Annotated in this window: 21 protein-coding genes and 1 pseudogene; 16 read left to right on the top strand and 6 right to left on the bottom strand. The window is 68.4% G+C overall.

The genetic code is table 11. From position 1 onward, the window contains the following. Positions 1 to 580: 580 nt before the first annotated feature. The 3 genes from Pflav_RS05540 (at position 581) to qcrB (ending at position 7,160) form a co-directional block, all read left to right on the top strand. Positions 581 to 2,104, top strand: coding sequence for a helix-turn-helix domain-containing protein (locus Pflav_RS05540; protein WP_173034267.1), 1,524 nt, complete (start codon positions 581 to 583; stop codon positions 2,102 to 2,104). Further along, the gene (locus tag Pflav_RS05535; RefSeq protein ID WP_173034266.1) at positions 2,059 to 4,311 is read left to right on the top strand and encodes a WD40 repeat domain-containing protein; all 2,253 of its coding nucleotides are present in this window, start codon (positions 2,059 to 2,061) and stop codon (positions 4,309 to 4,311) included. The genes Pflav_RS05540 and Pflav_RS05535 overlap by 46 nt, the downstream gene beginning before the upstream one ends. A 1,247-nt stretch (positions 4,312 to 5,558) precedes the next feature. Further along, positions 5,559 to 7,160 (top strand): cytochrome bc1 complex cytochrome b subunit, encoded by a 1,602-nt coding sequence (gene qcrB / locus Pflav_RS05525; protein ID WP_173034262.1) that lies wholly within the window; start codon positions 5,559 to 5,561, stop codon positions 7,158 to 7,160. 258 nt (positions 7,161 to 7,418) lie between these two features. Here qcrB and Pflav_RS05520 read toward each other — a convergent pair whose 3' ends face one another. After that, entirely contained in the window at positions 7,419 to 7,958 is a 540-nt protein-coding gene (locus Pflav_RS05520; protein WP_197937981.1) for an SMI1/KNR4 family protein, read from the bottom strand. Positions 7,959 to 8,353: 395 nt separating this feature from the next. Here Pflav_RS05520 and Pflav_RS05515 point away from each other — a divergent pair, with 395 nt between their 5' ends. From Pflav_RS05515 to Pflav_RS05500, 5 genes are all read left to right on the top strand, one after another. Continuing rightward, a complete protein-coding gene (locus Pflav_RS05515) occupies positions 8,354 to 9,154 on the top strand; it encodes a hypothetical protein (RefSeq protein WP_173034258.1) in 801 nt (266 codons plus the stop codon). A gap of 144 nt (positions 9,155 to 9,298) precedes the next feature. Then, the gene (locus tag Pflav_RS05510) at positions 9,299 to 9,796 is read left to right on the top strand and encodes a DUF7919 family protein (protein ID WP_173034256.1); all 498 of its coding nucleotides are present in this window, start codon (positions 9,299 to 9,301) and stop codon (positions 9,794 to 9,796) included. 188 nt (positions 9,797 to 9,984) lie between these two features. Beyond that, positions 9,985 to 11,028: a hypothetical protein gene (locus tag Pflav_RS05505; protein ID WP_173034254.1), complete on the top strand. Its 1,044-nt coding sequence runs from the start codon at positions 9,985 to 9,987 to the stop codon at positions 11,026 to 11,028. A 220-nt stretch (positions 11,029 to 11,248) separates the two neighbouring features. Further along, entirely contained in the window at positions 11,249 to 11,377 is a 129-nt protein-coding gene (locus Pflav_RS47160) for a hypothetical protein (protein WP_269474460.1), read from the top strand. Positions 11,378 to 11,415: 38 nt separating this feature from the next. Beyond that, positions 11,416 to 11,748 carry a hypothetical protein gene (locus Pflav_RS05500; RefSeq protein ID WP_173034252.1) on the top strand — a complete coding sequence of 111 codons (333 nt, stop codon included), beginning with the start codon at positions 11,416 to 11,418 and terminating at the stop codon, positions 11,746 to 11,748. Here Pflav_RS05500 and Pflav_RS05495 read toward each other — a convergent pair. Then, positions 11,745 to 12,821, bottom strand: a complete 1,077-nt coding sequence (locus Pflav_RS05495) for a Gfo/Idh/MocA family protein (protein WP_173034250.1) — start codon at positions 12,819 to 12,821, stop codon at positions 11,745 to 11,747. The genes Pflav_RS05500 and Pflav_RS05495 overlap by 4 nt on opposite strands. Before the next feature lie 119 nt (positions 12,822 to 12,940). On the opposite strand from Pflav_RS05495, the gene Pflav_RS05490 reads away from it, so the two are divergent. The 3 genes from Pflav_RS05490 to Pflav_RS05480 all read left to right on the top strand — a co-directional run bounded on the left by Pflav_RS05490 (position 12,941) and on the right by Pflav_RS05480 (position 16,650). Next, the gene (locus tag Pflav_RS05490; RefSeq protein WP_197937979.1) at positions 12,941 to 13,612 is read left to right on the top strand and encodes a TetR/AcrR family transcriptional regulator; all 672 of its coding nucleotides are present in this window, start codon (positions 12,941 to 12,943) and stop codon (positions 13,610 to 13,612) included. Between the two features lie 43 nt (positions 13,613 to 13,655). After that, the gene (locus tag Pflav_RS05485) at positions 13,656 to 14,057 is read left to right on the top strand and encodes a hypothetical protein (RefSeq protein ID WP_173034248.1); all 402 of its coding nucleotides are present in this window, start codon (positions 13,656 to 13,658) and stop codon (positions 14,055 to 14,057) included. A 1,387-nt stretch (positions 14,058 to 15,444) separates the two neighbouring features. Beyond that, positions 15,445 to 16,650: a S1 family peptidase gene (locus Pflav_RS05480; RefSeq protein ID WP_173034246.1), complete on the top strand. Its 1,206-nt coding sequence runs from the start codon at positions 15,445 to 15,447 to the stop codon at positions 16,648 to 16,650. A gap of 321 nt (positions 16,651 to 16,971) precedes the next feature. Here the strand turns inward: Pflav_RS05480 and Pflav_RS05475 are convergent. Continuing rightward, positions 16,972 to 17,187: pseudogene (locus Pflav_RS05475) on the bottom strand (IS5 family transposase); the annotation flags it as partial. Between the two features lie 676 nt (positions 17,188 to 17,863). Between Pflav_RS05475 and Pflav_RS05470 the strand changes: the two are divergent. Both Pflav_RS05470 and Pflav_RS05465 read left to right on the top strand, forming a co-directional pair. Continuing rightward, entirely contained in the window at positions 17,864 to 18,385 is a 522-nt protein-coding gene (locus Pflav_RS05470) for a YbhB/YbcL family Raf kinase inhibitor-like protein (RefSeq protein ID WP_173034244.1), read from the top strand. Then, the gene (locus Pflav_RS05465) at positions 18,382 to 19,410 is read left to right on the top strand and encodes an L-dopachrome tautomerase-related protein (RefSeq protein ID WP_173034242.1); all 1,029 of its coding nucleotides are present in this window, start codon (positions 18,382 to 18,384) and stop codon (positions 19,408 to 19,410) included. Before Pflav_RS05470 ends, Pflav_RS05465 begins: the two co-directional genes overlap by 4 nt. A gap of 93 nt (positions 19,411 to 19,503) precedes the next feature. Here the strand turns inward: Pflav_RS05465 and Pflav_RS05460 are convergent, their stop codons facing one another. Together Pflav_RS05460 and Pflav_RS05455 are read right to left on the bottom strand one after the other, a co-directional pair. Beyond that, positions 19,504 to 20,970: a hypothetical protein gene (locus Pflav_RS05460; RefSeq protein WP_173034240.1), complete on the bottom strand. Its 1,467-nt coding sequence runs from the start codon at positions 20,968 to 20,970 to the stop codon at positions 19,504 to 19,506. Positions 20,971 to 20,976: 6 nt separating this feature from the next. Beyond that, positions 20,977 to 21,735, bottom strand: coding sequence for a GNAT family N-acetyltransferase (locus Pflav_RS05455; RefSeq protein ID WP_173034238.1), 759 nt, complete (start codon positions 21,733 to 21,735; stop codon positions 20,977 to 20,979). A 189-nt stretch (positions 21,736 to 21,924) separates the two neighbouring features. On the opposite strand from Pflav_RS05455, the gene Pflav_RS05450 reads away from it, so the two are divergent. Both Pflav_RS05450 and Pflav_RS05445 read left to right on the top strand, forming a co-directional pair. After that, positions 21,925 to 22,467 (top strand): GNAT family N-acetyltransferase, encoded by a 543-nt coding sequence (locus Pflav_RS05450; protein WP_173034236.1) that lies wholly within the window; start codon positions 21,925 to 21,927, stop codon positions 22,465 to 22,467. Between the two features lie 178 nt (positions 22,468 to 22,645). Beyond that, the gene (locus Pflav_RS05445) at positions 22,646 to 23,836 is read left to right on the top strand and encodes a GNAT family N-acetyltransferase (RefSeq protein WP_173034234.1); all 1,191 of its coding nucleotides are present in this window, start codon (positions 22,646 to 22,648) and stop codon (positions 23,834 to 23,836) included. On the opposite strand, the gene Pflav_RS05440 is transcribed toward Pflav_RS05445, so the two are convergent. Further along, a complete protein-coding gene (locus tag Pflav_RS05440) occupies positions 23,829 to 25,319 on the bottom strand; it encodes a GMC family oxidoreductase (RefSeq protein ID WP_173034232.1) in 1,491 nt (496 codons plus the stop codon). The genes Pflav_RS05445 and Pflav_RS05440 overlap by 8 nt on opposite strands. A 400-nt stretch (positions 25,320 to 25,719) precedes the next feature. Here Pflav_RS05440 and Pflav_RS05435 point away from each other — a divergent pair, with 400 nt between their 5' ends. Beyond that, positions 25,720 to 26,724 (top strand): pentapeptide repeat-containing protein, encoded by a 1,005-nt coding sequence (locus Pflav_RS05435; protein WP_173034230.1) that lies wholly within the window; start codon positions 25,720 to 25,722, stop codon positions 26,722 to 26,724. Positions 26,725 to 26,779 lie beyond the last annotated feature (55 nt).

The raw sequence follows: 26,779 nt of genomic DNA, 5'->3' as shown, positions 1-26,779 counted from the left end.
GCGGACGTCGAGGTCATCGACCTGACCGGCGCGGAACGGGAGTTTCTAAAAGCCAGCCGCGAACGGCAGACCCGGGAGACGCGCTCACGTCAGCGGCGCGCGCGGCTGGCCCTGTCCGGCCTGGCCGTCGGGGTGACCGTGCTGCGCCAGGCCACGATCGACTCGCGCATGCGAGCGAGGCTCGTCCCCGGGACAGCGACAGGTCCTGCGGCCGGCGGCAGCGTTCTGCCGGCTGGATTGATCAATGACGTGGCGTGCCGCATCGATTGCGGGCTATGGCGTTGGGCGGGCCCTCTGAGGAGTTGCACGCGTGCGGCGCGGCGCAGGTTCTCCTCCACGCGGTGGAGCCGCGGGCCGTCGCGCCGCAGGCCCGGGCGGAGGTCGTCCGCCGCCGAGATCACCTGCACCCCGGTAGCATCAACGACCACCCATCGACAGGCCCGCTACGACACGCCAGTTACGAGACATCCCTTAGCGGCGCAAGGGATGTCTGGCCCCCGCGTGGGTGGTCAGACAAACAACTCTGGACAGCGCAGCGAAGATGGACGATGGATGTCGCGGCGTGACGGGGAGGTCGGGGATGCCGAGGCCGGAGCGACCCTTGGACGAGCACGGTGGCCCGGTCACGCAGCTGGCGGCCGGGCTGCGGCAGTTGCGGGCGAAGGCTGGCAAGCCGGGCTACCGGCAGATGGCCGCGCGGGTGAACTATTCGGTGGCGACGCTCTCGGCGGCGGCGTCGGGCCGGCGGTTGCCGACGTTGGAGGTGACCCTGGCGTATGCCGCCGCGTGTGACGGTGACCTACAGGAGTGGGAGCGGCGCTGGCGCGAGGCGGATCGCCTGAGCGCGGCTGCGGCCGAGGACCCGGGCGCGGAGCTGAATGGGCAGGCGCGGTCGCCGTATCCGGGGTTGGCGGTGTTTCAGCCGGAGGATGCGGAGTTGTTCTTCGGCCGTGGTGTGGTGGTGGACGAGTTGGTGCGCCGGCTACGGCAGCGGCGTTTCCTGGCCGTGTTCGGGCCGTCGGGTGTGGGCAAGTCGTCGGTGGTGCGGGCGGGGATGGTCCCGGCCGTGGGTGGGCCGGTCGTGGTGTTTACGCCGGGGGCGCATCCGATGGCGGGGCTGGCGGTGCACCTGGCGCGGCATGCCGGTGTGCCGGCTGGCGGTTTGCTGGACGAGCTGCGTGAGGACCCGACGCGGGCGTCTCTGGCGGTCCGGCAGGGCCTCGACGACGCATCGCCTGGCGTTGATCTTCTGGTGGTGGTGGACCAGTTCGAGGAGACCTTCGCGACCTGCGCCGACCCGGCCGAGCGGACCGACTTCGTGGCCGCGCTGCTGGCGATGTGCCGGGAGCCGAACGGTCGGGCCCGGGTGGTGCTGGCCGCACGCGCCGATCACTACGCCAGGTTCGCCGAGCATCCACAGTTGCTGGCCGCGCTGGCGGACGCGCAGGTTCTGATCGGTGGGATGAGTCCGGTAGAGCTGCGTGAGGCGGTGACCAGACCGGCCGAGCTGCGCGGCGCGCGGGTGGAGGGCGCACTGGTGGCTACGATCGTCGCGGAGGTGGCTGACTCGCCGGGCGCGTTGCCGCTGGCCGCGCACGCGCTGCGCGAGGCGTGGCACCGCCGCCAGGGCGCCATGGTCACGCTGGCCGGCTATCAGGCCGCGGGCGGGGTTGCGGGCGCGATCGCCCGGACCGCGGAAGCGGTCTATGCCGGGCTCGACGGCGGTCAGCGCGACACCGCCCGGCAGGCGTTGGTGCGGCTGGTCGCGTTCGGTGACGGTGTCGAGGACACCCGCCGCCGGGTCCCGCGCGGAGAGCTGGACCTGCCCGGTATCGACAGCGTGCTCGACCAGTTCGCGGTTGCCCGGCTCATCGTGCTCGGCGAGGACACCGTCGAGATCGCGCACGAAGCACTGATCCGTGCCTGGCCGCGATTGCACCGCTGGCTGTCCACCGACCGGGATGGGCTGCGCACCCACCGAGAGCTCACCGAGGCGGCGCAGTCCTGGGTGTCGCTGGCCCGCGACCCTGGGGCGTTGTACCGGGGGCGCGGCTGGCGGTGGCCCGTGAATGGGTCGCCCGCGACGGTCACTCCGCCGCCATGACCGTGCTGGAGCGGGCATTCCTGGACGCGTCGGTTGAGCTGGCCGACCGGGAACGCGCTGCCGCTGCCCGCCGCAACCGGCAGCTGCGCTGTCTTGTCGCCGGGCTGAGTGTGCTGTTGGTGGCCATGGTCGGTGCCGGCACGGTCGCCCTGGTGCAACGCCGGGACGCGGTCGCGCAGCGGCAGGTCGCGATCTCCCGCCAGCTCGCGGCCGAATCGTCGCGTCTGACCGCCACCGAGCCCAGCACCGCCATGCTGCTCGCCGCGCAGGCGTACCGCACCGCACCCACGATCGAGGCGCGCGGCGCGCTGCTGAGTATGTCGCCCTATCGAGGCCACCTCGGCAAACTGCTCGGCCATACCGGCGCGGTCTCCCAGATCGCCTTTCACCCCGACGGCAACACGCTGCTCAGCGTCGGCCGCGACCGCACCGTGTCGCTATGGGACACCGGCCGGCGCACCAGGACCGCGGTCCTCACCGGACACGACACGTGGCTGACCGCCGCCGCTGTCAGCCCGGACGGGCACACGGCCGTTACTGGGGGCGACGACGCCAAGGTCGCGATATGGGACCTCGGCCGGCGCACCCGCGTCGCCACGATGACCGGTCATACCAGCCGGGTAACCGAGGTTATGTTCAGCCCCGACGGCCGCCACCTTGCCACCGCGGCCGGCACCGAAGTGATCCTCTGGGACGTGACCCAACGCACCCAGGTGGCCACCCTGTCTGGTCACACCAAGACCGTGCGTGCGGTGGCGTTCAGCCCCGACGGGCGCACCCTCGCCACCGCCTCGGACGACTCGACCGCGATCCTCTGGGACGTCACCCGCTCCGCGCGGCTGGCCACCCTTACCGGTCACACCGACGGCGTGCACGCCGTCGGATTCAGCCCGGACGGCTCGACACTGGCGACCGGCGGTGGCAACACGACCGCGATCGTGTGGGACGTGGTCACCCGCACCCGTACCGCCGCTTTCACTCATCACAAACCTGACGGGCGGGTCATGACCTTGGCGTTCAGCCCGGACGGGCGCACCCTCGCCACCGCCGGAGACGACACAGCCGTGCTGCTGTGGGACACACGCCACCGGATGCTCCGCGCGCGGCTTATGGGACCCCGCACCGGCGTCTACACGATGGCGTTCAGCCCGCGCACCTCTATGCTCGCCGCCGGCGGCGAAGACGGCGCCATCCTGCTGTGGGATCCCAGTCAACCGGCCGTCACCGAGCACGCCACAATGGTCAGCGCCGTCGCGTTCAGCCCCGACGGGCAGCTGCTGGCCACCGCCAGCTCCGACCAGACGACACTGTGGAACACCGCCGACCGCACTGTCCACACTGTCCTCATCGACAGTGGTGTGTTCACCAACGCCGTCGCGTTCAGCCCCGACGGGCGCACGGTGGCCACCGTCACCCAGCCCTCGCCCTGTTGCCCACCCGGCACCGCCGGCAACACGCTCACCCTCTGGAACCCCGACACTGGTGCGCCCGTCCGGCTCACCACACACACCGACCAGGTACTCGACCTTGCGTTCAGCCCTGACGGTAGCCGTATAGCCACCGCCAGCGTCGATCGCAGTGTCATCATCTGGGACGCGAGCACCGGTGCTGTTCTCAAGACGCTCGCTGGTCACGCCCATGCCGTCAACGGAGTCGAGTTCAGCCCCGATGGGCATCTGCTGGCCACCGCCGGACACGACGGGACCGTCAGACTGTGGGACGCCGCGACCGGCGCCACGCTCACCACCTTCACCGGCCACACCGGCTGGGTCAGAGCCGTCAGGTTCAGCCCCGACGGGCGTACCCTCGCCACCGCCAGTCATGACCAGACCATCATTCTGTGGGACGTCGCCACCCACACCCGGCTGACCACCATCACCGATCACAGCGACGCCGACTTCACCGGGGCAGCCTTCAGCCCCGACGGCCGCACCCTCGCCTACACCAGCGGCGAAACCACCGTCATCCTCTGGGACATCCCAGGCCGCGCGGCCACCGCTCGACTCACCGGCCACACCCAACGCGTCCACGCCCTCGCGTTCAGCCCCGACGGCAAAACCCTCGCCACCACCGGTTCAGACCGAACCCTCATCCTCTGGGACGTACGCCCACAAAACGCCATCACCCACATCTGTACCGCCACCGCCGGAAACCTCACCCCCAACCAATGGCGCCAATACCTACCCGCCAACACCTGCAGATCGTAGCCAAACTAGCCGGCCAAATCGGCTTCCAAGTCCTACCACGACGGTGGGTCGTCGAACGGACTCTGGCCTGGATCAGCCGCTGCCGCCGGACCGTACGCGACTACGAACGCCTCCCCGAACACCACGCCGCGTTCGTCCAATGGTCAATGATCATCATCATGAGCCGACGCCTCGCCCGCCGCCCATAAACCAGTTCCCAGACGGGTTCTCACGGCGGGCGGCCGAGCGGACAGGCCGATAAACGAGCATGGGCACTGACGTGCACCATCGCCAGGTTCTGCCATGCCGGCGCAAGCAAAGTCGGCACCTTCTTCCCCACCGCCAGGCACCTGCCGCCTACGCCGGGATGGCCCTGGTCACCCACCGCTCCAGCGTCCGCGGCGAACACCCACCTAGAGGCGCGTTCTTCCTGGCCGCCTTCGCCGCTCTGGCAGTGTCAGCGACCGGCTCCTCCAGCTGTAGCTCGCCGCCTCACGCCAAGCAGGGGCGCGAGCTCAAGGAGCCGTCCAAGCGCCGGACCATCCTTCGGCTCACGGATCGTGACGAGGCTCGGAGGGTCGCGCGCATTGCCTGCGGCAGATGAGGGCGCCAAGATCAGGCGCTCGGACGTTGGGGACGGGGTTGGAAGCGGTGCGCTGCGGATCGTCCTGATCAGCTCCGGCGCTCTGGACGAGCAGACCTTTCCGGTCGCGGCGGTCCTGGGCTATGTGCGTTCTTCGCCGCGGTATTCGCCGCCGCCGTCGTGCCGCTGCTGCTGGCGCGGCGATCCGCCGCAGCTCGCCTGGTGGAGGTAGCGCTGGGCGACCCGGAGAACGGACTCCCGGACCAGGAGTGGCTGGAACGCCCAGGCCCGCCTCCACCTCGACGCCCCCGCTGCTGGGCAACCCGATCAGTGGGCTGAGCATCGCCTCACCCCTGCTGACCGCCTTCCTGGTCATCCTCCCTCCTATCCATCAGCTAGCCGCCGAGGACGACACCGACGTTCGTCGCGGTGGGTGCGACGGATAGCGAGCAACCAAGGGAAATTGAGCGAACCTCGACAACTACTACATGACGTAGTAACGTAGATCGAAGACAGTCGAGTGGCGACGGGCCATTGCTGATCTGCGGCGGGCGGCGGCAGATCCGATCGAGAGGGCCGCCGCGCGCGTCTGGACCATGAGCGGCGCGAACTGGAAGACGTATTCCTGGAGCCAACAATGTTGGGTAGCACGCGAGCCGAGATCACAAAAGCTGATGTCCCAGCCATGAAGCGCCGGAGGGTAGACGTCAGCGCAATTCCCGCGAAGACGGCCGGTGGGCTGGACGACCGGTTCCAAGCTGCCACGCCCCTGCGCAACATCCTCAACAAGGTCTTCCCCGACCACTGGTCGTTCCTGCTGGGCGAGATCGCGCTCTTCTCGTTCATCATCCTGCTGCTGACCGGCACGTTCCTGACGTTCTTCTACACCCCGTCGCTCACCACGGTGACGTATGACGGCAGCTACGCACCGCTGCGCGGCGTGCACATGTCCGAGGCGTACGCGTCCAGCCTCAACCTCTCGTTCGACGTGCGCGGCGGCCTGATCATGCGCCAGATGCACCACTGGGCGGCGCTGACCTTCGTCGCCGCGATCGTGGTGCACATGTTCCGGATCTTCTTCACCGGGGCGTTCCGGAAGCCGCGCGAGACCAACTGGATCATCGGACTCCTGCTCTTCTGGCTGGCCTTCCTGATGGGCTTCACCGGGTACTCGCTGCCGGACGACGCGCTCTCCGGCACCGGCCTGCGAATCGCCTCGGCGATCATGTTGTCGATCCCGGTGATCGGCTCCTGGGTGACCACGTCGATCTTCGACGGCGAGTTTCCCGGCACCGTGATCATGGGCCGGTTCTACATCGCGCACGTGTTCCTCATCCCGCTCACGATACTTGCGCTGATCAGCGTCCATCTGGGCCTTGTCTTCAAGCAGAAGCACACCCAGTGGCCGGGCCCCGGGCGCACCGAGCACAACGTGGTCGGTGAGCGCTTCGTGCCGCGGTACACGATCAAGCAGGGCGGCTTCTTCATGATCGTCTTCGGCGTTATCGCGCTGATGGGCGGTCTCTTCCAGATCAACCCGATCTGGCTCTTCGGCCCGTACGAGGCGTACACGGTCTCGGCGGCCAGCCAGCCCGACTGGTACGTCATGTTCCTCGACGGGGCAATCCGGCTGTTTCCGGCGTGGGAGATACGTTTCGGTGGCTACACCATCCCGTCGATGCTGTGGCCCGCTGCCGTGCTGCCCGGCGTCCTCATGCTGTTGCCGCCGATCTATCCGTTCATCGAGGCCAGGCTGACCAAGGACTACCGGTCGCACAACCTGCTGCAGCGCCCGCGTGACGTGCCCGCGCGCACCGCGCTCGGCGCGATGGCGATCGCCTTCTGGATCGTCCTGACGCTGTCCGGCGGCAACGACGTGATCGCCGACAAGTTCCACATCAGCCTCAACGCGATGACCTGGGCCGGCCGGATCGGCCTGCTCCTGGCGCCGCCGCTCGCGTACTACGTCACGTACCGGATATGCCTCGGCCTGCAGCAGCACGACCGCGAGGTGCTGGCACACGGTGTCGAGACCGGCATCATCCGGCGGCTGCCCGACGGCCGCTTCGTCGAGGTGCACCAGCCGCTCGCGCCGGTCGACGAGCACGGCCACGGCACCCTGAAGTACGCCGGCTGGGTGATCCCGAAGAAGATGAACCGACTCGGCGCACTCGCCCCGGCCATCCGCGGCTTCTTCTTCCCGATCGAAAAGCCCGCCGAGGCCCCGGTCTCGCCCGGCCACCCACCGGTCACCGCCCGCCCGGACCGCGAAGAGATCACCAAGTGAGGGCGCGCACGCGGCAAAAGGCTGCAGCCTTCGTCGACACGTCCATCGTGGACTACCGCGCCAACTTCTTTCATCGTCCCATTCTGAATGGACACCTGATCAGGGCCCGCGGGAGTGCCCGCACAAGCAGCGCCCTCGTCGACACTCGATGAGCGCCATCCGGATAGACGCAGCGTCGCGCCCGGGTCGCGGCATGAGCGGACGGTAACCGCTGTTGCGTGGCCGGGCAGCCCCTGCAACCAGGTTGGCTAATCTGATTCAACGCTGAGGAGCAGCACGCAAGGGCTCGCCGTTGAGCTCGGCCTCTCCGCCTAGGCCCCACCAGGGCGCGCCATCAATGGTCAGGTACGGATACCAGACGCCTGCCGCGCCACCGGTTTCGAGGGCGTCGGCGACGGTCGTCAGGTATGCCTCCAGCGACGGCCAAGAGTCCGAGAAGTCCGCAGGGTTGCTGGTCGGCGCCCAGCCCACGCGGCCGAATCCGGACCCGGGTCGCAAGTCGATGACTTGAAGACCAGAGCCACCGTCCCCGAATGGAAGCCAACGTTCATGCCACCACGGCTCTGCCTCGGCACCGTGCCGAGCGAAACCATCGACATCGGGCGCGATCTCCATACGCATCTGGCGATACTCGACGATGCCCACTACGGAGAGCGGAGCCGCTTCAGGCAGGATGTTCGCCCACTCCGTGAGGCCGTCGTGCCGGCGCAGCGATTCAGCCAGTTCCGCAGGAAACGGCAGGCCGAGCTCGGCTTCGGCGGCGGCGATCGATTCCTGGGCCGCCGGTCGGGCCAGCACACTGGTGCTCGCTGACGCGTGCCGTCGCATCCAGTCCTCAATCCGAACCCATGCCTCCGTCACTGATGCCACTGGCGAAGTATAGGTAGCCAGTTCGCCAAGCCGCCGATACGCCGGTTAGCGAACGCACGCACATCGGCAGATCCGTACGTTGCTGGGGCGACGTACCGTGTTTGCGGTTGAATGACCACGTCGCTGGCACATCAACATAGCGTCGCTGACATCATCTTGATGCATATCGAACCAAGTGGCGCCAAGACCCCACTGCATGCGTTAGCCAGCGGCCCAGATGACACCCCGTCGACTGCAAAGCCGCGCAGGCAACACCGTACGATCAGCGTGGCCAGTCCGATCGGCTAGTCGCGATCACCGTAGGCGCCTGTCATGCTTCTGCCGTGGACCGCGACTGCGACACGCTGGATTGGAGTCCCATCGCCTCGGCGCCAGTGCATTCCGCATTCGCGGGCGTCCTCGCCGGCCTCGTCTTCGCCGGCATCGTGCTGCTGTTGAGCTCCCGCAGCGACCAGGTACGCAGGACCAACGCCCTGGTCATCTTCGGCAGCTCCTTCCTGGTCCTCGCATTCGACGCCTTCCTGTTCGGCGTCATCGCGGGCGAACGCGTATGCGCCCGCGCGTGGACCGAAACGATGCACGCCGCAGGCCTGCTCGGGCTTGGCGCCCTCGGAATCTTCGCCGGCATCTGCTGGCTCATCGACACTAGCGACACCACCGCCGGCCGAATGACAAGGTTCTACGTCACCACCACCTACGTCATCGCGATCATCGTCACCTACCACGTCGGCGCGACCGCAGTCGAATACCTCGACAGCGTCGCCGCCCACGGCACAACGCCCCCCTGGCTGGTCCGAATCGCCAGCGCATACGGCTGGGTCCTACTCGCCTGCATCCTGCTGATCGCCGCGACGCTTGCCATCCGCTCACGCCGCGGCACCGGCCACCAGATCGCGAACCGCTTCGTCACCGCCACCGCCTACGCATACGTCGCCTGCGTCGTCATCGCCCTCTACGCAGCCGGCGGCGCAACCGGATCGGCCCAGGACTGGACACGAATGTCGACGACGCATCTGGTCTGGAACACCCTCGCAGCCCTGATCTTCCCCGCAGTCGCAGTGCTGGCCCAAGTCTCGACACTCCCATCCGGCCGGAACACCTCGGAGCCACCCGAGCAGCGATGAAACGCGGGCCGCCACTACCACCCAGCCGTTCGCGCGTACCTCAACCGAGCGGGGCAGGGCCGCGTCCCTGCTCGATCAGCGGCAGATCCGCTCGCCCGTTCCCAGAGCCGCGTGTGCGACGCGCAGGCGTGCTAGGAAGACGGCGTGGCGTTCTTCGAAGATCTGAGTGCGCATCAGTACCGGGACATGGACGTCATCAGCTTCAACTGGGGCTGGCTGAGTTTTCGGCCTCGATACGACCGGATCAACGTAGGCTGGCTCGACGCCCCGCACCCGTTCGAACAAGGCCCAATCCCCGATGGGTTCGCGGCTGCCTTGCTGGACATCATCGCCGGACCACGGACCAACGTGATGCGCGGCTATCACGACTGCTCCTTCTGCCCGCAACGGTCCATGAGCTCCATACCGACAGCCGACCATGCCACCGGCACGCTGGTCCTGGGCCACAGCGAGATCAGGGTGCCATCGACACGGCGCGACACGATGTTCGCTGCGCCGTCGTTGATCGTGCACTACGTCACGGTCCACGCCTACCGGCCACCCAGTCCGTTCATCGCCGCGGTGCAGCAACACGATCCCAACTGGACCACGGAGCCGAGCCCCTGGATACCCGCAGACGCGCAACGCATCACGCTCGACTGAACGAGCCAATCAAAGCCCACCTCTACCGAGCGTGACCAGCTCGGCAGGAACGCCACGAGCGGATCGTGGCAGATCCGTGCAGTCAGTCTTGTGCTATCCGCCGGCGTCTTTTTACCTGTACCTACTCTGTAGGCCGGCCGGTGGGAGGGCCGCGCTGGCGCTCCCAGCCCTCTACGATGGCCGGCATCATGGGTGAGGTTCCTGGCATGGTGGTGGCGCGGCTGGCCGCGCCGGTCGCTTCGGCGATGCGGGTGGTCATGGGCCTGATTCCGGCGATCCCGGCGGCGGTGTTGGGGCGGCTGGCGTCGCCGCCCGATCCAGGCCTGATCCCGGGGCCGGCAGCGGGGGTCGTGGAAAGGATGCGCCGGCCGGCGGCCGCCCGGCGTGTCCAGGCGATGCCTGCGCCATCTGGCGGGCCTCGATCGAAGCCTGTCGCGGGCGCGCCGGTGCCCGCTGGCTACGTCGCCGTCCGTACGCCCGTGGATTCCGCTGCGGTGGACGCTCTGGGCGCGCTGCCGCCGCTGGTGGTCGAGCGTCTGCTCGGCGCACTGGAGGTGACGGTGGCGGGTTTGGAGTATTCGGACGTGCCGGACCTGTCGACCTACGTCGGCGATCCGCCGGTGGGCCGCTTCAGCTTCGTCGAGGCCAGTCACCAGAGCGAGGCGGTCAAGGCATCGTCGCTTGTGGACCGGTTGTACCCCGGGGCGGTGGATCTGGTGACATCGGTGTCCCGGCGCCTGGCCGCCGACGGCGTGGTCAGCGAGCTGCTCGCGGTGCGGCCGGACGCCGTCGACGAGCCGACGATCGCTGCCGGGCACGGCCGGGCATACCTGGCTTTGACGGTGGCCACGGCAGGCGCCGTCCTGAGCAAGCTAAGGCTGCCGCCGCTGGTCGACGAGCCGGCCGCCGTCGTGGGGGTCGCGGTCGGCGCCGCGGCGGTACTGCTGCGCGAGGTTCCGATGCCTGCCGGGTACGCGGCGGCGGTGTTGGCGAAGGTGCGGGCCGAGTACGTGCTGCCCCGTCACACGGCTGGCTCGGTGATGGTGTCCAGGCACCGGTTCGGGCTGACCGAGGGCGTGGTTCCCGACGTCGTGACTTCGCCGCCAACGGGCTGGCATCTGTTGTGGACGGTGGTGTCGCGACGCCACCTCCCGGTTCAATCCCAGGTGTACGAGCATGCCGTGTCGGAGCCGGAGCCGGCACGACCCGTGCAAGGCATCGCCGTCCAATGATCGATCAGCGGCAGAAGAGTGAGCCACACGCCGTGGGATTGCCAGCGGCACATCCGATCACCGAGCGGCGTTGCCGCGACTTCATCGATCGACGGTCACGATGGCGCCGCCGCCATCAGTACCGTGCCAAAACAGCCACTACCAGCGAAGACGCGCCCTCAGCAAACCACGGCTGTCGTACTAGTAGGGCAGCCCGGGTTCGTTATGTAGATGCCGGTTAATGGACGAGCTGTCCGCGGCGGCGGTAGTGGCCGGCCCGTGGCGCATGGCACGGGCGCTGTCCCGCGCCTCCTGCCGGATTGGCGAGCCGCCCGCGTCGATCCACTACGATGAGTTCAACTTCCGCTGATCTCGGCCGCAGGCATCCGTGCGATAGCGTGTGGCCCCATGAGATCCGCGGACGTGGTCCTGGCCGTCGTGGTCGCTGTGGCCAACCTGGCCGTCGCCGCCGTGCTGCTCGCCAAGAGCCGTGGCGGCACGGCGGCGCCCCGGATCTTCGGCCGCCTGCAATCCTTCCCGCGCCTGCGGGCCGCGATGCACGCCTACCTGGGGCTGGGGTTCGGCGTCGGCTGGCTCGTCAAGGACATCTTCCCGTCCCACTCCACGGGCGACACAGTGCTGTTCAACGTGGTAAGGATCCTGCTAGTGGCTGGCCTAGTCACCGCCCTGCTGGTCGCCTTCCAGCACGCGCGACCCATCCGTGACAAGGCCGCCAGCTAGTTGGACCGAATGATCTGGTCGAGCAGCTCGTGTAGTCGTACCGCGTGCGCAAAGTCCGGGATCGTCCTGCTGCCGGTGGTGATGTCCTCGCGTAACTGCCGGTAGGCGTGCGCGACGTGGTACGCGTACTGATCGGCGTGGCCGGCAAGTACGAGCTCGTAGCTCGGCGGCACCGGAAGCTCGGCCAGCTCGGGGTGCGATCCGCGGGCACCCAGCAGGGTCGGGGATTTGGCCAGCAGCCCGCCCTGCGGCGCCGTCACCACGACGACGCCCTCGGTGCCGTTGATCTCCCAGTGCAGGTCTGCGGCCCGGTACCGGGCGCCCCGAACATGCGCGACCGCGACCGCTCCGGATTCAAGTGTTGCGGTGACCGCGACCTGGTCCGGCGCGGTCGCGGTGGCAGGTTCGCCGGTTTCCGCGTGGTACCGCACCGGGCGTCGTAAGGCCGTGGTCGCCGACAGGTCGGTGATCTCGCCCAGCACCATCGTCAGCGCGTCGATCGCATGACCGAATGGGATCGACAGCAGGGTGGCGCCGTTGGCCGCGTCGAGAAGGTACCGGGTAGAGGAGTTGTAGGTGCCGTCAAATCCGCCGTGGGCGGCGATCAGCGTTGTCGACAACACCTCGCCGACATAGCCGTCCGCGATCAGGTCGCGGAGATACCGCAGCGCCGGGGCGGAGCGGGCCTGAAGACCCACTGCCGTCCGGATACCTCCTGCGAGCGCGGACATCCGTCGCGCCGTGGGCAGGTCGACCGCCAGCGGCCATTCACACAGGACCATTTTGCCGGCCTGTAATGCCGGCCGGACCAACGCCTCGTGGTGCGGCACCCGCACCGTCACCACCACCAGGTCGACGTCCGGGTGCGACGCCAGTTCCTCGGCGCTGTCGAAGACCAGCGGCACTTCGTACCGCTCGCCGGCCGCCCTCGCCGATTCCCGCGTACTCGCCGTGAGCGCGCGCAGTTCGTAGCCTTTCACGCCGGCCAGCGCCGGTACGTGCGCGGTTCCAGCCCAGCCGCCGCCGGCGCTGAGCCCGACGATGCCGACGCCGATCGCATCGAGTTGTGTCATGGCGTCTCTCCTGGTGATAGGTCAGTACCCGGGCAACAATAGCTACATGAGGGCCACCTCACCTTAAGCTGAGACTCGCCTCACATTAAGGTGAGGCTGCCCTCGGGTACTCTTGGGCCGTGCCGCCCGCCACCGACCCGCCGCCGTTCCTTCGCCGGGACGCCCGGCGCAATCGTGAGCTGTTTCTGAAGCACGCGCGGGCGGAATTCGCCCGAAACGGGATGGACGCGTCGCTGGAACAGATTGCCCGCGACGCCGGTCTGGCGATCGGTACCCTCTACCGGCATTTCCCCGCGCGCCGCGATCTGCTGCTGGCCGCGTTCGAGCCGAAGCTGACCCAGTTCTTCGCCGACGCCGAAACGGCCGTGGCCCTGGCTGACCCGTGGGACGGGTTCAGCGCATTCCTCAACGCGCTGTGCGGCACTCAGGCATGCGATCGCGGCTTCAGCGAGTTCATCACGCAACCCCTCGCGAGCGACGAACGCAGCGATGCGGTGTACCGCCGCATCTGCGAGCTCACGCACAGCATCCTCGGTCGGGCCCAAGCGGCCGGGGTCGTTCGCCCGGACATCACGATGACCGACATACTGACGCTGCTGTGGGCGAACGGCCGGATCACCGAGGCGACCCGCCAGGTCGCGCCGAACGCGTGGCGGCGCCACGTACAGCTGATGATCGACGGGCTCCGCGCCGGCAACCGGCACGACCTGCCGGAACCGGCGCTGAGCACGGAGCAGTTCCGCCAGGCCAGGGCCGAACTGGCCAGCCAACGCCCGACAGTCGTGCGATAAGAACGGTGAGTTTGTTCGAGGAGCGCCATCTAGGCTGTCGCCCGTGATCGAGCGAATGACGGACCGATGGCGGCGAGAGGTGGCCGATCAGGAGGCGGCGGTCGCTGCCGGGACGTTGCCTCGTGATGAGGCGTATGCGGCGAAGGCATGGCCTGCAGAGTTCATTGTCGGCGTCGACGCGGCGCTGGCGGCGTATGAACGAGACGTCGCTGAGCTGGGGACCGCCCCGGCCGACAAGGCCATCTGGGCCGCAGTCGAGCGGGTCGTGCTCGCCCTGAACGGTGTCGACGAAGATTTCGGCGGCCACATCGACACCATCACCCGCGAGGAACTGTGCGAATACATCGACGACGTCCTGACGGCCACAGGCGTCGATGTGGAGGCACTGACCGCTCGCCGTGGGCGCGACGGCAGTGAACTTACCGACGAGTGGCGCGACTGGTAGCAGAGCTGGATGCCGGATGGCAGATCTGCGGTGCTCGTCGCCCGCGGAATGGTCTGCCCAACGCCCGGTCGACCACGATCGTGCACACATCGACTGAAGCCGTGCGTCGTCTCGCTGACGACGTTGCCGTCGGCGACTACGGAAGTCGAACTCCTCTCGTGTAGCGAGCGATGAAGTCGTTGATTAAGCCCGCAGATTCCATCCGAAGAGGAGTAGGTTCGCCAAGCTTTCCGCGAGCGTACTCGTGCACGCTCAGACGGCCGAGCGGCATCGGCTCTGCATGTCAGCACTTACTGAGATGGCACGATGCCTGATCACTTCGCTACCCGCCCGCAAGATCGGGCACGCGCTCAGCGGCATGTCAGTGCGTCCGCTACTCAGCGTCGCTGGTCCTGGTCCAGGAAGCCGTCGCGATCCACCGCCACCTGGCCGCCGTGGACCTGCCCAACTTCGCGCCCTTTCAGCCTCGGCGTCTCTGATACACGCAGGACGCGCCCAGGCGGCCCTGACCGCGGTCGACGAGTCCATCGGGTGTACTGCGTGCTCGCCGACGCTGGCCCCCACACCAGCCTGCGGCATCTCGCGGACGCCTTTCACTGCCGCGCCACCGCGCTGAGCATGGCCGTCGCCGCGGGCGAGGCTATCGCTTCCACGATGGTGTTCCCCGGGCTGCTGAGGGGTTCGCGTTCGTCTGCGGCTGTTTCAAATCGTGGAATCTCAGCGGCGGGAGAGGTCGAGATGCTCCTCGATCGATGCCGTTGGTCGGCTCAGGTCAGCGGCCGACGCTGCCGTGCTCTGGCGAGTGCTCGCCGCAAGATAGTGATTTGTAACAAGACGGTTCGTTCGCGACCTTGAACCCTTCTGCGCCTTGGACTTCGAGTCCGATGTGGGGAGCCTGTCCACATTGGAACGGTGCACCCACCCGGGCGCAGGTTGATGCTGTCCCGTCCAACTCGGTGGCACAGGCCGGCAAAGTCGGAGGGTGTGGCGACTGGGCTTCCGCCCGTGTGGGGTGGAGGGCATCGCGTCTGCCATGAGTGACGTCGCTCCCTACTTTCCGTACATCGATTTTCCCGGCGACGCGTGGGTTAAGGCTGCGGCGCTGCATTGGCCCGCCGCTTGGGCGCATCCACCCGCTGGGGTACGACGGTCTGCGCGACTCCGACGACCAAGGTACGCCGACCGGATGTCGACTAGGCCCGTGTCTGAGCCTCCGAGCGATCCCTACCTCTATTGCAGAGAAGCTTGTAGATGTCGCAACGTTTCGGCTGGTCGAGCGTGCGGCTGAACCGGTCGACGCGTCCGCACGTTCCGGCGTGGCTGACCCAAGTTTGGGCAGCCGCTCGCTGCCGCCAGCGCGACGAGCCGTCGAAGAAGAGGAAGACACATGGGCGTTCCGAAAAGGTGGATATTGCCGACTAGAGCTGGGCGTATTGCTCTCGCCACTCTCGCGACGGTCGCCACAGTCGTTGTCAGCGCCTGCGGCGCCTCCAACGAGCAGGCGCCCGCCAACAAGGCGAATCCGTCCCCCGACACGAGCCTCACGAACGACCCGACGAAGGACGAACGGCTGAAACTTCAGTCGCGCCTGGTGAAGCTCGATGAGGACGTCAGTGGTCGTCTCGACGACGAGTGGGCCGCGGGCACTTGGATCGACTGGAACACGGGTAAGCTGACCGTGGCAGTGACCAGTGACAGGCGCGCCGCACAGTTTCGCGGGCAAGACGTGCAGACGCGCGTCGTCGGTCGCTCGACCTCCGAGCTGCGACAGATCCAGACGCGGGTGAGCAGGGAGCTTCGGCGAAACGACGTTCGCTGGGCGACCGCATACATTGCTGTCAAAGAAAACACGGTAGTCGTCGAGGCGACCAGGGAGAGCCTCTCGACCGCCGCCGTGGCGGCGCTGGAGAGCCTCGGTGACGGGGTGCAGATCCGCTACGTCGAGCGGCGGGTCGAGTTCACCGAAATGTTCGCCGGAGACGAGATCAGCAGCGCCGCTACGCGCTGTTCGCTCGGATGGTGGGTGCGTGGTAGGTCCTTCAACCCCAACGGCTTCGCGACCCCCGTCGTGATGACGGCCGGCCATTGCGTCGACAAGGACGGCCCACAGACAACCTGGAGTCACGCTACGCAAGGCGCCGTGATCGGCAGCCGACTAAGTCACAACTTCTCATCATCGGACTGGGGCACGCTGGACGCCAATCGGGTCGCAGATCAAGAGACCAACCAATTCCTGCTGCCGGACAACAGCCAGGCACCGATCCGGGGGATCCGCAAGTCGCCAGTCGGTTCCCTGATCTGCAAGAAGGGCAAGACCACAGGCAACACATGCGGCCCGATCACCGCACATGACGCCGAGGTGCGCGTGGGCGGGGCTCCGCTGGTTGGTGCCTCGATCGCAAACGTGGTCGCCGACAGCGGCGACAGCGGTGGCCCGGTCTACTCGTTCTTTGCGACCAACGAAGTCTTCGCGGAAGGTCTGACGAGCGGCTCACGAGCTGGCGTGGACCCCGACACCGACACCTTGATCTATCAGCCGATCGGCACGGCCCTGCGTGAATCGGATACCGTGCTTCTGATTGACCAGGACTGATAGCGGCTCAACCTGCCAGATCAAGAGTTAGTACACAGCCGCCATTCGAGATCTTGCTCGCGAGGAGAGTGAACGCGAGGCGGCCACCGCTTGATCATCTACGCATTGCGGAACATAGCGTCAGCGAGTAGCCGGGAGGGGACTCACCTCCCGGCTCTCACAGATCTGGGCATGACAGTCTCCCGTCCCCAGCTCTTGTCATCCTGACTGCCAGGGGTGTGGGCCCATGCCCAGTGGGCGAAGAGGTCGCCGCGCCGGTCACCGTCCTTGCAGTACACGATCCGCGTTTTGGTCGGGGTGTAGGCCGTGTTTGGGAAGGCTTCATAGCCATTGGTTGATCACGGCGATGGTGACGGTGGCTTCGTAGCCGACGGCGAGTTTGTCGTATCTGGTGGCCATGGCGCGGTGTTGTTGGAGCTGGTTGATGCCGCACTCGACGGCGTGCCGTTGCCGGTAGTAGGCCTTGCCGGCCAGCACCCGGTCCGGGCGGGTGCGTGGCCGCCCCCCGACCCGCTTCACCCGAATCTTGGCCAGGATAATCTTGGTGTAGGCCCACTGCTCTTGGTCGATGGATGTGCAATCGTCGGGCCCGCGGGTGCCGTCCGGGCACTTCCGGTCCCGGTTGAGCGACCAGAAGGATAGGCGCCCGATGCTGTGCTGCTTGGCGTAATCGGTGATGCGGCGCATGTCGTCGAGGGTCGTAATTACGTGCTCGTCCGACTCGCCGATCATTGAGGTGATTCCGACCCTGTGGTAGGCCTTCTCGTCGTCGTACCCGTAGGCCTTCTGGATCATGCGCATCAGCGCATCGCCAGCCTGAACGGTGAGCTCTGCCTGGTTCTTCCCCGCAGGCAACGACTGAAGGTGAGGCCGATATCACCCCAGTTCAGGCAGGCGTACGGGGCGCCTTGACCACGTCCGTGTGAGCTTCCACCTCCGGACCGGACACCCTGAGCCCAGCCAGTGGTCTGGGAGAAGATGTCCTGGTGCCACGTCCGGGCAGGCCGCAGGTTGCGCCGCAGCGGGCCCGCCGTCTTGCTCGCCGCACCGCCGTTTCTGCGTCAGAGCCCGACGCTGAGCTGCGATGGTTTCTTTGTGGAAACTTGGCGCCCTTGCGGGTAACTACCGATGTGCGGTTAGCCTCGTCGCCGTTCGGGATCCCAGTGTCCCTCGATCGACGACCAGGGCCGACGCGCCCGCTTGAGGAGAAGCAATGAGTACTCCCTACGACGACATTGCCAAGGTCCCCGCATTCACCGTCACGAGCACCGATGTGAGCGACGGCGAGGAAATGACCCTCGCTCAGGCCAGTGGCGTATTCGGCGCGGGCGGCAGCGACATCTCGCCGCAGCTGAGCTGGAGCGGCTTCCCTGAAGCTACCAAGAGCTTTGTGGTCACCGTTTATGACCCGACCGCGCCAACCGGCAGCGGGTTCTGGCACTGGGTTGTCGCCGACATCCCGGCCAGCGTGACCTCGCTGCCGGCCGACGCCGGCGCGGAGGGCGCGCAGCTGCCGGGCGGCTCCTGGCAGGTGGCGAACGACGCGCGCCTGCGCCGCTACATCGGCGCGGCCCCGCCGCCCGGCAGCGGCCGGCACCACTACTACATCGCGGTACACGCCCTTGACGTCGAGTCGCTCGGCGTCGACAAGGAATCCACGCCGGCCTTTGTCGGCTTCAACATGGCCAGCCACACCTTGGCACGCGCGGTCATCACTCCGTGGTTCGGGAAGTGAACCCCCTCGGCGCGTGGCTGGCCACCGATTTCGAAATCGTAGCCAACCTCGAAAACCTTATGCTTACCGGCGTTACCGTCGCGGATGACGGGCGCCTGTTCATCAGCGTGCCGCGTTGGGGTGACGAGGCGCCCTTCACCGTTGCCGAGATCGTCGATGGCAAGCCGATCGCCTACCCGAGCCAGCAGTTCAATGACGAGGGCCTGGTTTCGGTACAGAGCGTCGTGGTGGCGCCGGACGGGCGCCTGTGGCTGCTCGATACCGGCAGCGTCGCCTTCGCCCCGTGGGTCGAGGACGGCCCCAAGCTCGTGGAGGTGGACCTGGCAACCAACCAGGTGCTGCGGATCCTGCGGCCGGCGGCACTCACGCCGACCACCTACCTGAACGACGTGCGGTTCGACCTGTCGCGTGGTGACGGCGGATACGCATACATCACCGACTCACAGGCCGAGGGTGCACTGATCGTCGTCGACCTCGCCACCGGCGAGAGCTGGGCGAAGCTGCGTGGCCACGTCAGCACCCACGCTGAGCCGGGCTTCCGGGCCATCGTGCAGGGCGTCGTGCGGGAGAACTATGCGGTCGGCGCGGATGGCATCGCGATCAGCGCCGACGGTTCGCGGCTGTACTACTGCCCGCTGTCCAGCCGCAAGCTGTACAGCGTGCCAACGGCGGCGCTGATCGATCGCGACCTGAGCGACGACGAGGTGGCGGCGCAGGTCGTCAACCATGGCGACAAGGGCGCCTCGGACGGCCTCGAGTCGGACACCGCAGGAGCGATCTATGTGACCGCCTACGAGCACAGCGCGGTGCTCAAACGGACCGAGGACGGCACCTGGTCGACCCTGCTTCACGCACCCGGGGCGCTCTGGCCGGACACGCTGTCGCTCGGCGCGGACGGCTACCTGTACGTGAGCCTCAACCAGTTGCCGCGCGCCCCGCTGTTCAACGGCATTGACCACCGGATTCCGCCATACCAGGTGGCACGCGTAAAGGTCGATGCGAAGCCGGTCAAACTGGTGCGATGAAAGCACGTTCTGCCTTGCCCGCGGTCATCTCTCGCGGGCAAGGCAGCCCGACCCGCACGACAGTTCGCCGGCAGAGCCGCGGCGGGCCCGCAGCTATCGCGTACCGATCGCGGCCGCCAAGGCCCGACCGGCAGCCGCCGTGCGCCCGCCGCCGGACAGCCGCGCGAGCTCGGGGATCGGCCGGGTGGGTGGGGCACCGGCCGCGATGTACCAGCGGATGGCCAGGTCAAGCAGGTCGGCCAGGCCGGCGCGGGCATCGCGGGCGGTGAGCAGTCGCGGCAGTGCGGCGGCGACCACGCGCCACGCGAGCGCGGGCGCCCCCGCCGCGCTCACCGCCCCGAGTGTCCCGGCGATCCGGTTGACCTTCAGCTTGATCAGGTGGTCGGCGGCCAGCTCGCCGATCTCGTTACCGACCGTGGCGGCGTCGAGTTCGCCACTCGCGTCCAGCGCACGGATGGCGTCCGCGGCGGCGGTCCGGTCGGTCCCGTGCCGGGCGGCGCTGGCGTACGCGAGTGCCAGGTGCGCGGCCGGGCCCAGTGGCCCCGCGGCGCGCGCGAGCTGCGTCAAGATCGGGGCGGCACCGCGCTCGTCAGCGTCGGCGGCGGCCGCGACCGCGCCGAGGGCGTGTGCGGCCACCACCTCTCGATGCGCCGGAAGCACCGCCGTCCACAGCACCGGGTACCCGTGCGGCCGACCGGTGCCGGTCAGCCGAGCCGGCGCGGCCAACGTGAGGACCTGATGCTCGTCCTCGTACCCCGGCGGCGGGGCCAGGTCGACCAGCATCCGGCGGCTGGGCAGGCGGCGGTAGTCCCAGTTCGGCCCGTCGTAGCGGCCCAGCGGCCCGAGCACGGCCAGCCGCGTGGCGACCGGATCGGGCAGCCCGCCGCCGGCGATCCAGGCGGCTAGCGCCCGTCCGGCCGGCGACTCGAGCTTGCTCGCCTGCCCCGCCACCGGCGCCGGCACGTCGCGTGGCAGCCGCAGCAATGCCTGTCCCAGGTCGTACCGGGGCGGTTCCCAGCCGTCGCGCTCCGCGGCGGCGATCCGGTCCAGCAGGACCGCTGGGTCGATCGCGCCGGAAGGATCGGTGGGCGTGGCGAGAAGAGCGGGTACTGGACCGTCCACGAACCGGATGCCCACCTCGACGATCCGCTGGATCCACCACCGCTGAAGCGTGCCCACGGCGCTGTCGACGGGCAGCGACGCGGGCAGTCCGGTCGCCTTGTCACGAGTTCGGTAGAGCGCGGGCCGCCAGGGCATGGCCTGGGGAGCTCCGATCGCCGCCCGCACCATGAACCCGATCGGGCCGTGCAGGCACGCCCCGATCCCTTGATGGCCGTCCAGGGCCGGGCCGAGGCTCTGGACGACCGGCGCCACCGCCCGCCGCAGCGCCACCGGGTCCCAGGCGGCGGCGCGGACCAGGCCGTCCAGCAGCCTTTCAAGGTCGGCGACGGTGACGTCGCCGGCGCACGAGGCGGCCTGGCGCATACCGCCGTCGACGGCGCCCCGGTCACCCGGACAGAGAGCGGCGATCAGGTGGGCGACCTCGCTGTCGGACCGCACAGCGCGCTACAGCCCGACGATGTCGTACGTGGCGACGGTCTCGAAGCCCATCCGCCGGTACACCTCGGCGCCGGCCTCGCTCGCCTGCAGTGTCGCCACCCGCAGCCCGCGCGAACGGGCGACGTCGAGTGCGGCCGCCGTCGCCGCCGCGCCGATTCCCCGCCGGCGGTACTCCACACGCGTGGTGACCACGTAGATGCCGGCCGCGCCGGCCCGGTCGAAGAGCGTCGCGGTGCCGACGATCCGGCCGTCCAGCAGCGCGCCGAAGCGGACCAGCTCAACCGGCCCGTCCGGGCGCTCCTCCTCCATGGCCAGGTCGGCGTCGAGCTGGTCGGGCGTGACACCCATCGACGGTGCGTACGCCTCCACCCACTCGCGCAGGCCGTACCGGCCAGGTATCTCCACAATCGAGAGATCCGGCGGTGACGGGAGATTCTTCACCCCGTCGAGCGAGACCGCCATGACAGGGATCGCGCCCACCCGCGTGGCTCCAACGCCGACGAGGTCGCTGGCGAGACCGACGTAGCTGTCCGGCCCGACCCACCATATCCACGGCACCCCGTCGAGCCGCTTCGCCTCGGTCAGAGCCGTGTCCAGCGCCCCCTCCCGCACGCGCAGCACGCCGTTGAGCTGAGGGTGCCGCACGCCGCTGCGGTAGAGCGTCACATCGCCGTCCAACCGGTCTGCTCGGCCGTATCCGAGCCAGTAGTCGCGGTTGTTCGCCAACTGCGGTTCGAGGTCGTACACGGAGTCCACGACGTTCATCGGTGCCTCATCCATTTCTTCGGTTCCCGGCCGGTGCGAGAATCCGCCGGTACGGCGCCGGCCATGCTATGGCGCCGCTGTCTACGCCGGATGTACACCGGATCGACGCGCGATCCACGCGCCACCGGCTAGCGTTTGTCGATCCGACGTCGATCCGACGTCGATACCCGGCGGTCTTGTCTGGATGCTGTGTACAGATCTGGCGCGGACACCGCACCCGAGACCGCCGTGTGCGCGTTGCCCGGCGGCCGATCACCCGAAAAGCTTCTGCTCGTACGCGCCGGCCGGGTCGCCGACCTGCCGATGATCAATGACCTGCACCGGCGCGCGTCGCACGGCAGCCGGCTGGCTCGGTACCACTCACCGCGGGAGGCACTCCGGCCGGCGGAGTGGCGGCTTCTGACCGATCCGGCGCGGGGCTGGACCGGCGTGCTGGTACCGCAGTCGGCCCCCGGCCGGCTCATCGGTTTCGGCAGTGTGCTTCGCACCGCCACGCCCGGGATCGTCGAGGCGTCGACGTTCCTCGTCGACGAGTGGCAGGGGCTCGGTGTCGGCGAGGCCTTCGCCCGCTGTCAACTTGAGCGCGCGAGGGCGATGGACGCCCGGGCGGTCGAAGGTTGGATCCGCCCGGACAACATCAAGGCGCGGCGCCTGGCCGCACGGCTCGGCCTTGCGTTGACGCCCGCCACGGAAGGCGTCCTGCGGGTGACGATGACGATCGGCGACGCGTGACATCGATCAGCGCCCACGGCCCGCCCACTGTGGGGCGTAGGCCAGCGCCGTCTACGTCTGATGGACGAATACTCACGTCGGTCTTTCGGCGGCGTGGTTGCCCCTGTCACCGTGAACCAGATCGCAAGAACACACGTTGCCCAGGCGGAACGGGATCGGCGAGAGAAGGACCATCGAGATGGAGCAGGGCGGCATTCGGGTACGCACGGCGCGCAACGAGGACTATCCGGCGATCCAGCGGATCGCCAACGCGGCGCCCGACAGCGGCGCCGTGCAGTTCAACCGGGAGCATCACGTATTGGGCGCCTACGGGCCGGATGGGGTCAACGACCAGGTCCTGACCGTGGTCGCCGAGGCAACGGACAAGCCCGGCCTGCTCGGCTCGGCCAAGCTCAGCCTCGGCGAGTGCCGGTTCGCCGGCGCCTGGACCCGCTACGGGTTGCTCGGCGCGCTCGCGGTGCACCCGGCCCACCGGCGCCGCGGTGTCGCCACCGCCCTCGCCCGCCACCGCATCCAGCTGGCCACCGAGTCGGCCGGCGAAGACGTGCTCGTGCTTGCGAACATCCAGGCCGGCAACGAGGCATCGACGGCTGCCGCCCGCTGGTGGGCGACCGGCAGCGCGGGCCAGATGACGGTCATCCCGGTGCCGATGCGGCGCCGTCCGCCGCGCGGGCGGCCGGACCTGCTGATACGACCTGCCGAGGAGGCCGACCTGGAGCAGATCGCCGCAGCGCTCCTCGGCCGCGGATACGACCTGGGCCACCGCTGGGATCCGGAGCGGCTCCGCTCGTGGCTGGCCGCCAGCCCGCTGCCACAACCGGTCAACCACTACCTCGTCGCCACCGACCGCTCCGGCCGACTGCTGGCCGGCCTCGGACTACGCGAGGAGGGCCGCCTGCAGTCGCTCGTGGTACGGCACGCACCACTCTCGATCCGGCTGGCGAACCGCGTCCTCCACGTCATCCCCCGGACGGTCGCCTCCGCAACGTGGTGGCAGACAAGGTTTGGTTCGCCCCCGGACACCTGGATGACGCGCGACACCTGTGGCAGGCCGTCCGGTGGGAGTGGCGCGAGCGCGGCAGCACAGTCTTCACCAACCACGACCCGCGTGGCCCGGTCCACGCCGTGGTCAACACACCCTGGTGGCTTCCCTCCGCCAAGGCCACCGTGCTCGTCCGCTCGCGCCGGCCCGCCAACCCGGACACGATCATCGACCCGATGCTCTAAAACAGCTCGCCGCCCGCGATCCAACGCGGGCGGCGAGCCGGTGTCAGAGGTTCTGCCCGCCAGTTCGTCGAGGCGGTTCGGCCGCGACCCTGAGGCTCACGTCGACCGACAGCACGGCGTAGAAATGATCGAAGCTACGTAGTCATCAGCGCCGCCGCCCGCTCGGCAATCGCCAGGACCGAGGCGTAGGTGTTCGCCGTCGGAACCGAGGGCATCACCGAGGCATCGGCCACCCGTACCCCCTCGACCCCCCGCACCCGCAGATCGGTGTCGACCACCGCCATCGGGTCGGTGCCGATCCGGCAGGTACCCACGTAGTGGTAGATGCTTTGCAGGCTCGCCCGGATGAAAGCCTCGACCGCACGCCGGTCCCGCGCGTTCGGTCCGGGGACGAGTTCCCCCGCGCGCCACGGGTCGAGCGCCGACGCCCACCCGATCTCGCGGATCTTCTCCACTCCGCTGACCAGGGCGGCGACGTCACGCTCATCGGCGAGGTAGCCCGGGTCCAGCAGCGGCCGCGCCTTGGGATCCGCACTGGCCAGGCGCAGGCTTCCCCGACTGTGCGGGGTCTGCAGGCCGACGGTAAGCGCGAAAGCGTTCACGTTGTCACCGGACGCAGGCGTGATGAACAGGGTCTGCAGGTCCGGGGCTGGCAAGCCGGGGTCGCTGCGCAGCAGGCCGATCCCTTCGATGTGGTTGGCGGTACCGACCTGGATCGGTTGCCGGGCCGAGAATGCCACGACGGACAACGGGTGGTCGTGCAGGTTGGCGCCGACACCAGGCAGATCGAGCACGACATCGATGCCAACCTCGCGCAGGTGATCGGCCGGCCCGATGCCCGAAAGCAGCAGCAGCCTCGCGGAGTCGATGGTGCCAGCGGCGAGGACGACCTCGCCGGAACATTTCACCTGGTTCGATACCCCGCCGGCTGTGTACTCCACTCCGGTACACCGTCCATCGTGGACAAGGATACGCGTCACCAGCGCGCCCGTGATCACCTGGAGGTTGGCGCGGTCGAGGACCGGACGCAGGTACGCGTCGGCCGCCGTCTGCCGCCGGCCGTCGACGACGTTGATGTCGACCCAACCGAACCCGTCCTCCAGGCCGCCGCTGATGTCGACCGCCCACCTGTGTCCTACTTGGACAGCGGCGGCGAGTCCCGCCGCGGTCGCCGGATGCCGGCTCGCCGTCGGCTGGACGATGAGCGGCCCATCAGTGCCACGCACCGCCGAGTCGCGGCCAACTGCCGTCTCGGTCCGCCGGAAGTACGGGAGCAGGTCGTCGAATCCCCAGCCCTTGGCACCCGCGTCCGCCCAGGCGTCATAGCTGGCGCGGTGGCCCCGGGCGAACACCATGCCGTTGATGTTGGAGGTGCCGCCCAGACCTCGCCCGTGCGGCCAGTCGATGGCGCGCCCGAGCCCGGGCTGCTCGACGGTGCGGTCGGCCCAGTCAGCGCTGGTGCCGCGGAGATTGAGCCAGTTGCCGGGGGTCGAGACGTCCTCGGTGGGCCGGGCCGGCCCGGCTTCGAGCAGCAGGACTCGCGCGGCGGGATCTTCCGACAGGCGGGCGGCGAGCACGCTCCCGGCGGTACCGCCACCGACTACGACGTAGTCGTATCCGTTCATTCTCTACTTCTTCCTGCCCCGCAAGCGCAGTCAGTGCGCTGTCGAGGGGCGGACCTTCAATCGTTGAGACGGCCGAACACGGATGACACGCACACTGGGGCGATTCGGTTCGAGGCTTGGCGACGTGGGCGTGGTCACACGAAAGGTGAAACGTCGCTCTCAGAACGTGCGCCCGCGGCGGCGGGGCCGCCCATCGGACCGTCGAGCTGATCGGTCTGTGAGGGACGGCTCGAAGGGGTCACCCGCAGGCCGGCCTGCCATGACCCGCGCTGTCACCCCGATCCGCGATCGGGATGCCGGCCCGACTGGTGATCGCGCGCGATGTGGCGATAGCGGTGGGCCAAACAAACAGCTATCGAATGACTACGAGACGTCGATTGACCCACGCTCCACTGAGGACATGACCACCGCGCGACGGACGGGCCGCCCGGTCCAGAGGACCCTTTCCGCACGGCTGGGACGCCGCCGGCGAACGCTGCAGCGCTGGCCCGAAGCCGGCCAACGACCACATTGGTCGCAGACGGCGACAGCCCTTGCCGGCGTCGTCTCCGTCCTGCTCGTCGCCGCCGGCCTCTACTACACCAACGAGGCCAACCGCGCCCAGCAGGATCTCAACACGCAGGGCCAGATTACGGATCGTTTCGGGAGGGCAACCGACCAGCTCGGCTCCGACCAGGTCGACGTGCGACTCGGCGGGATCTACTCGCTGGGACGGCTGATCGGCGACTCGCCCCGCGACGCCGAGACGATCGTGGAGGTACTCTCCGCCTACGTCCGCGAGCACGGATCACGAAACCTCCGCGCCAACGCCAACGCCAAGGTATCCGTCGACGTCCAAGCCGCGCTCGCAGTACTTGGCCGACGGCCGGCCACCACACCTCGCATGGACTTCGGCGGCGCGAACCTCAACTCCGCGGACCTGTCCGGCATGGACCTGACCAGTGCCGACCTGACCGGAACATCGCTGATCGACGCGGACCTGTCCGGTGCTCGCCTACCCGGCACAGACCTGACCGGCGCCAACCTAACGGACATCGACCTGACCGGCGCCAACCTGGCCCATGCCAACCTGGCCGTCAACGACTTCACCGGCGCCGATCTGACCAGCGCGAACCTGACCGGCATCAGCCTGTTCGAAGCGAACCTGAGCTTCATCACCCTCGATCGGGCGGACCTGACCGGCTCCAGTCTCGAAGGCGCCAACCTCCGCTACTCCAGCCTCACCAAAGCCCACCTGGCCGAAACCAACCTGACATACGCCAACCTCTCCCACGCCGACCTAACCGACGCTGACCTGAGGAATGCGACACTGACCGACGCCGACCTGACCGACGCGAAGGTCACCACCGCCCAGCTCGCTACCGCCCGAGATTCAGCCCGCGTGAAGGGTTTCACCGGCCGGTGAGGATCTCCTCCTAATGGGCCCGGCGACGCGGTTGGAACGCTTGCCCGATCGCCTC

It is taken from the genome of Phytohabitans flavus (assembly GCF_011764545.1).
Taxonomy (GTDB): domain Bacteria; phylum Actinomycetota; class Actinomycetes; order Mycobacteriales; family Micromonosporaceae; genus Phytohabitans; species Phytohabitans flavus.
The sequence above is the reverse complement of the archived record's forward strand: the minus strand, read 5'-3'. Positions and strand labels throughout refer to the sequence as shown.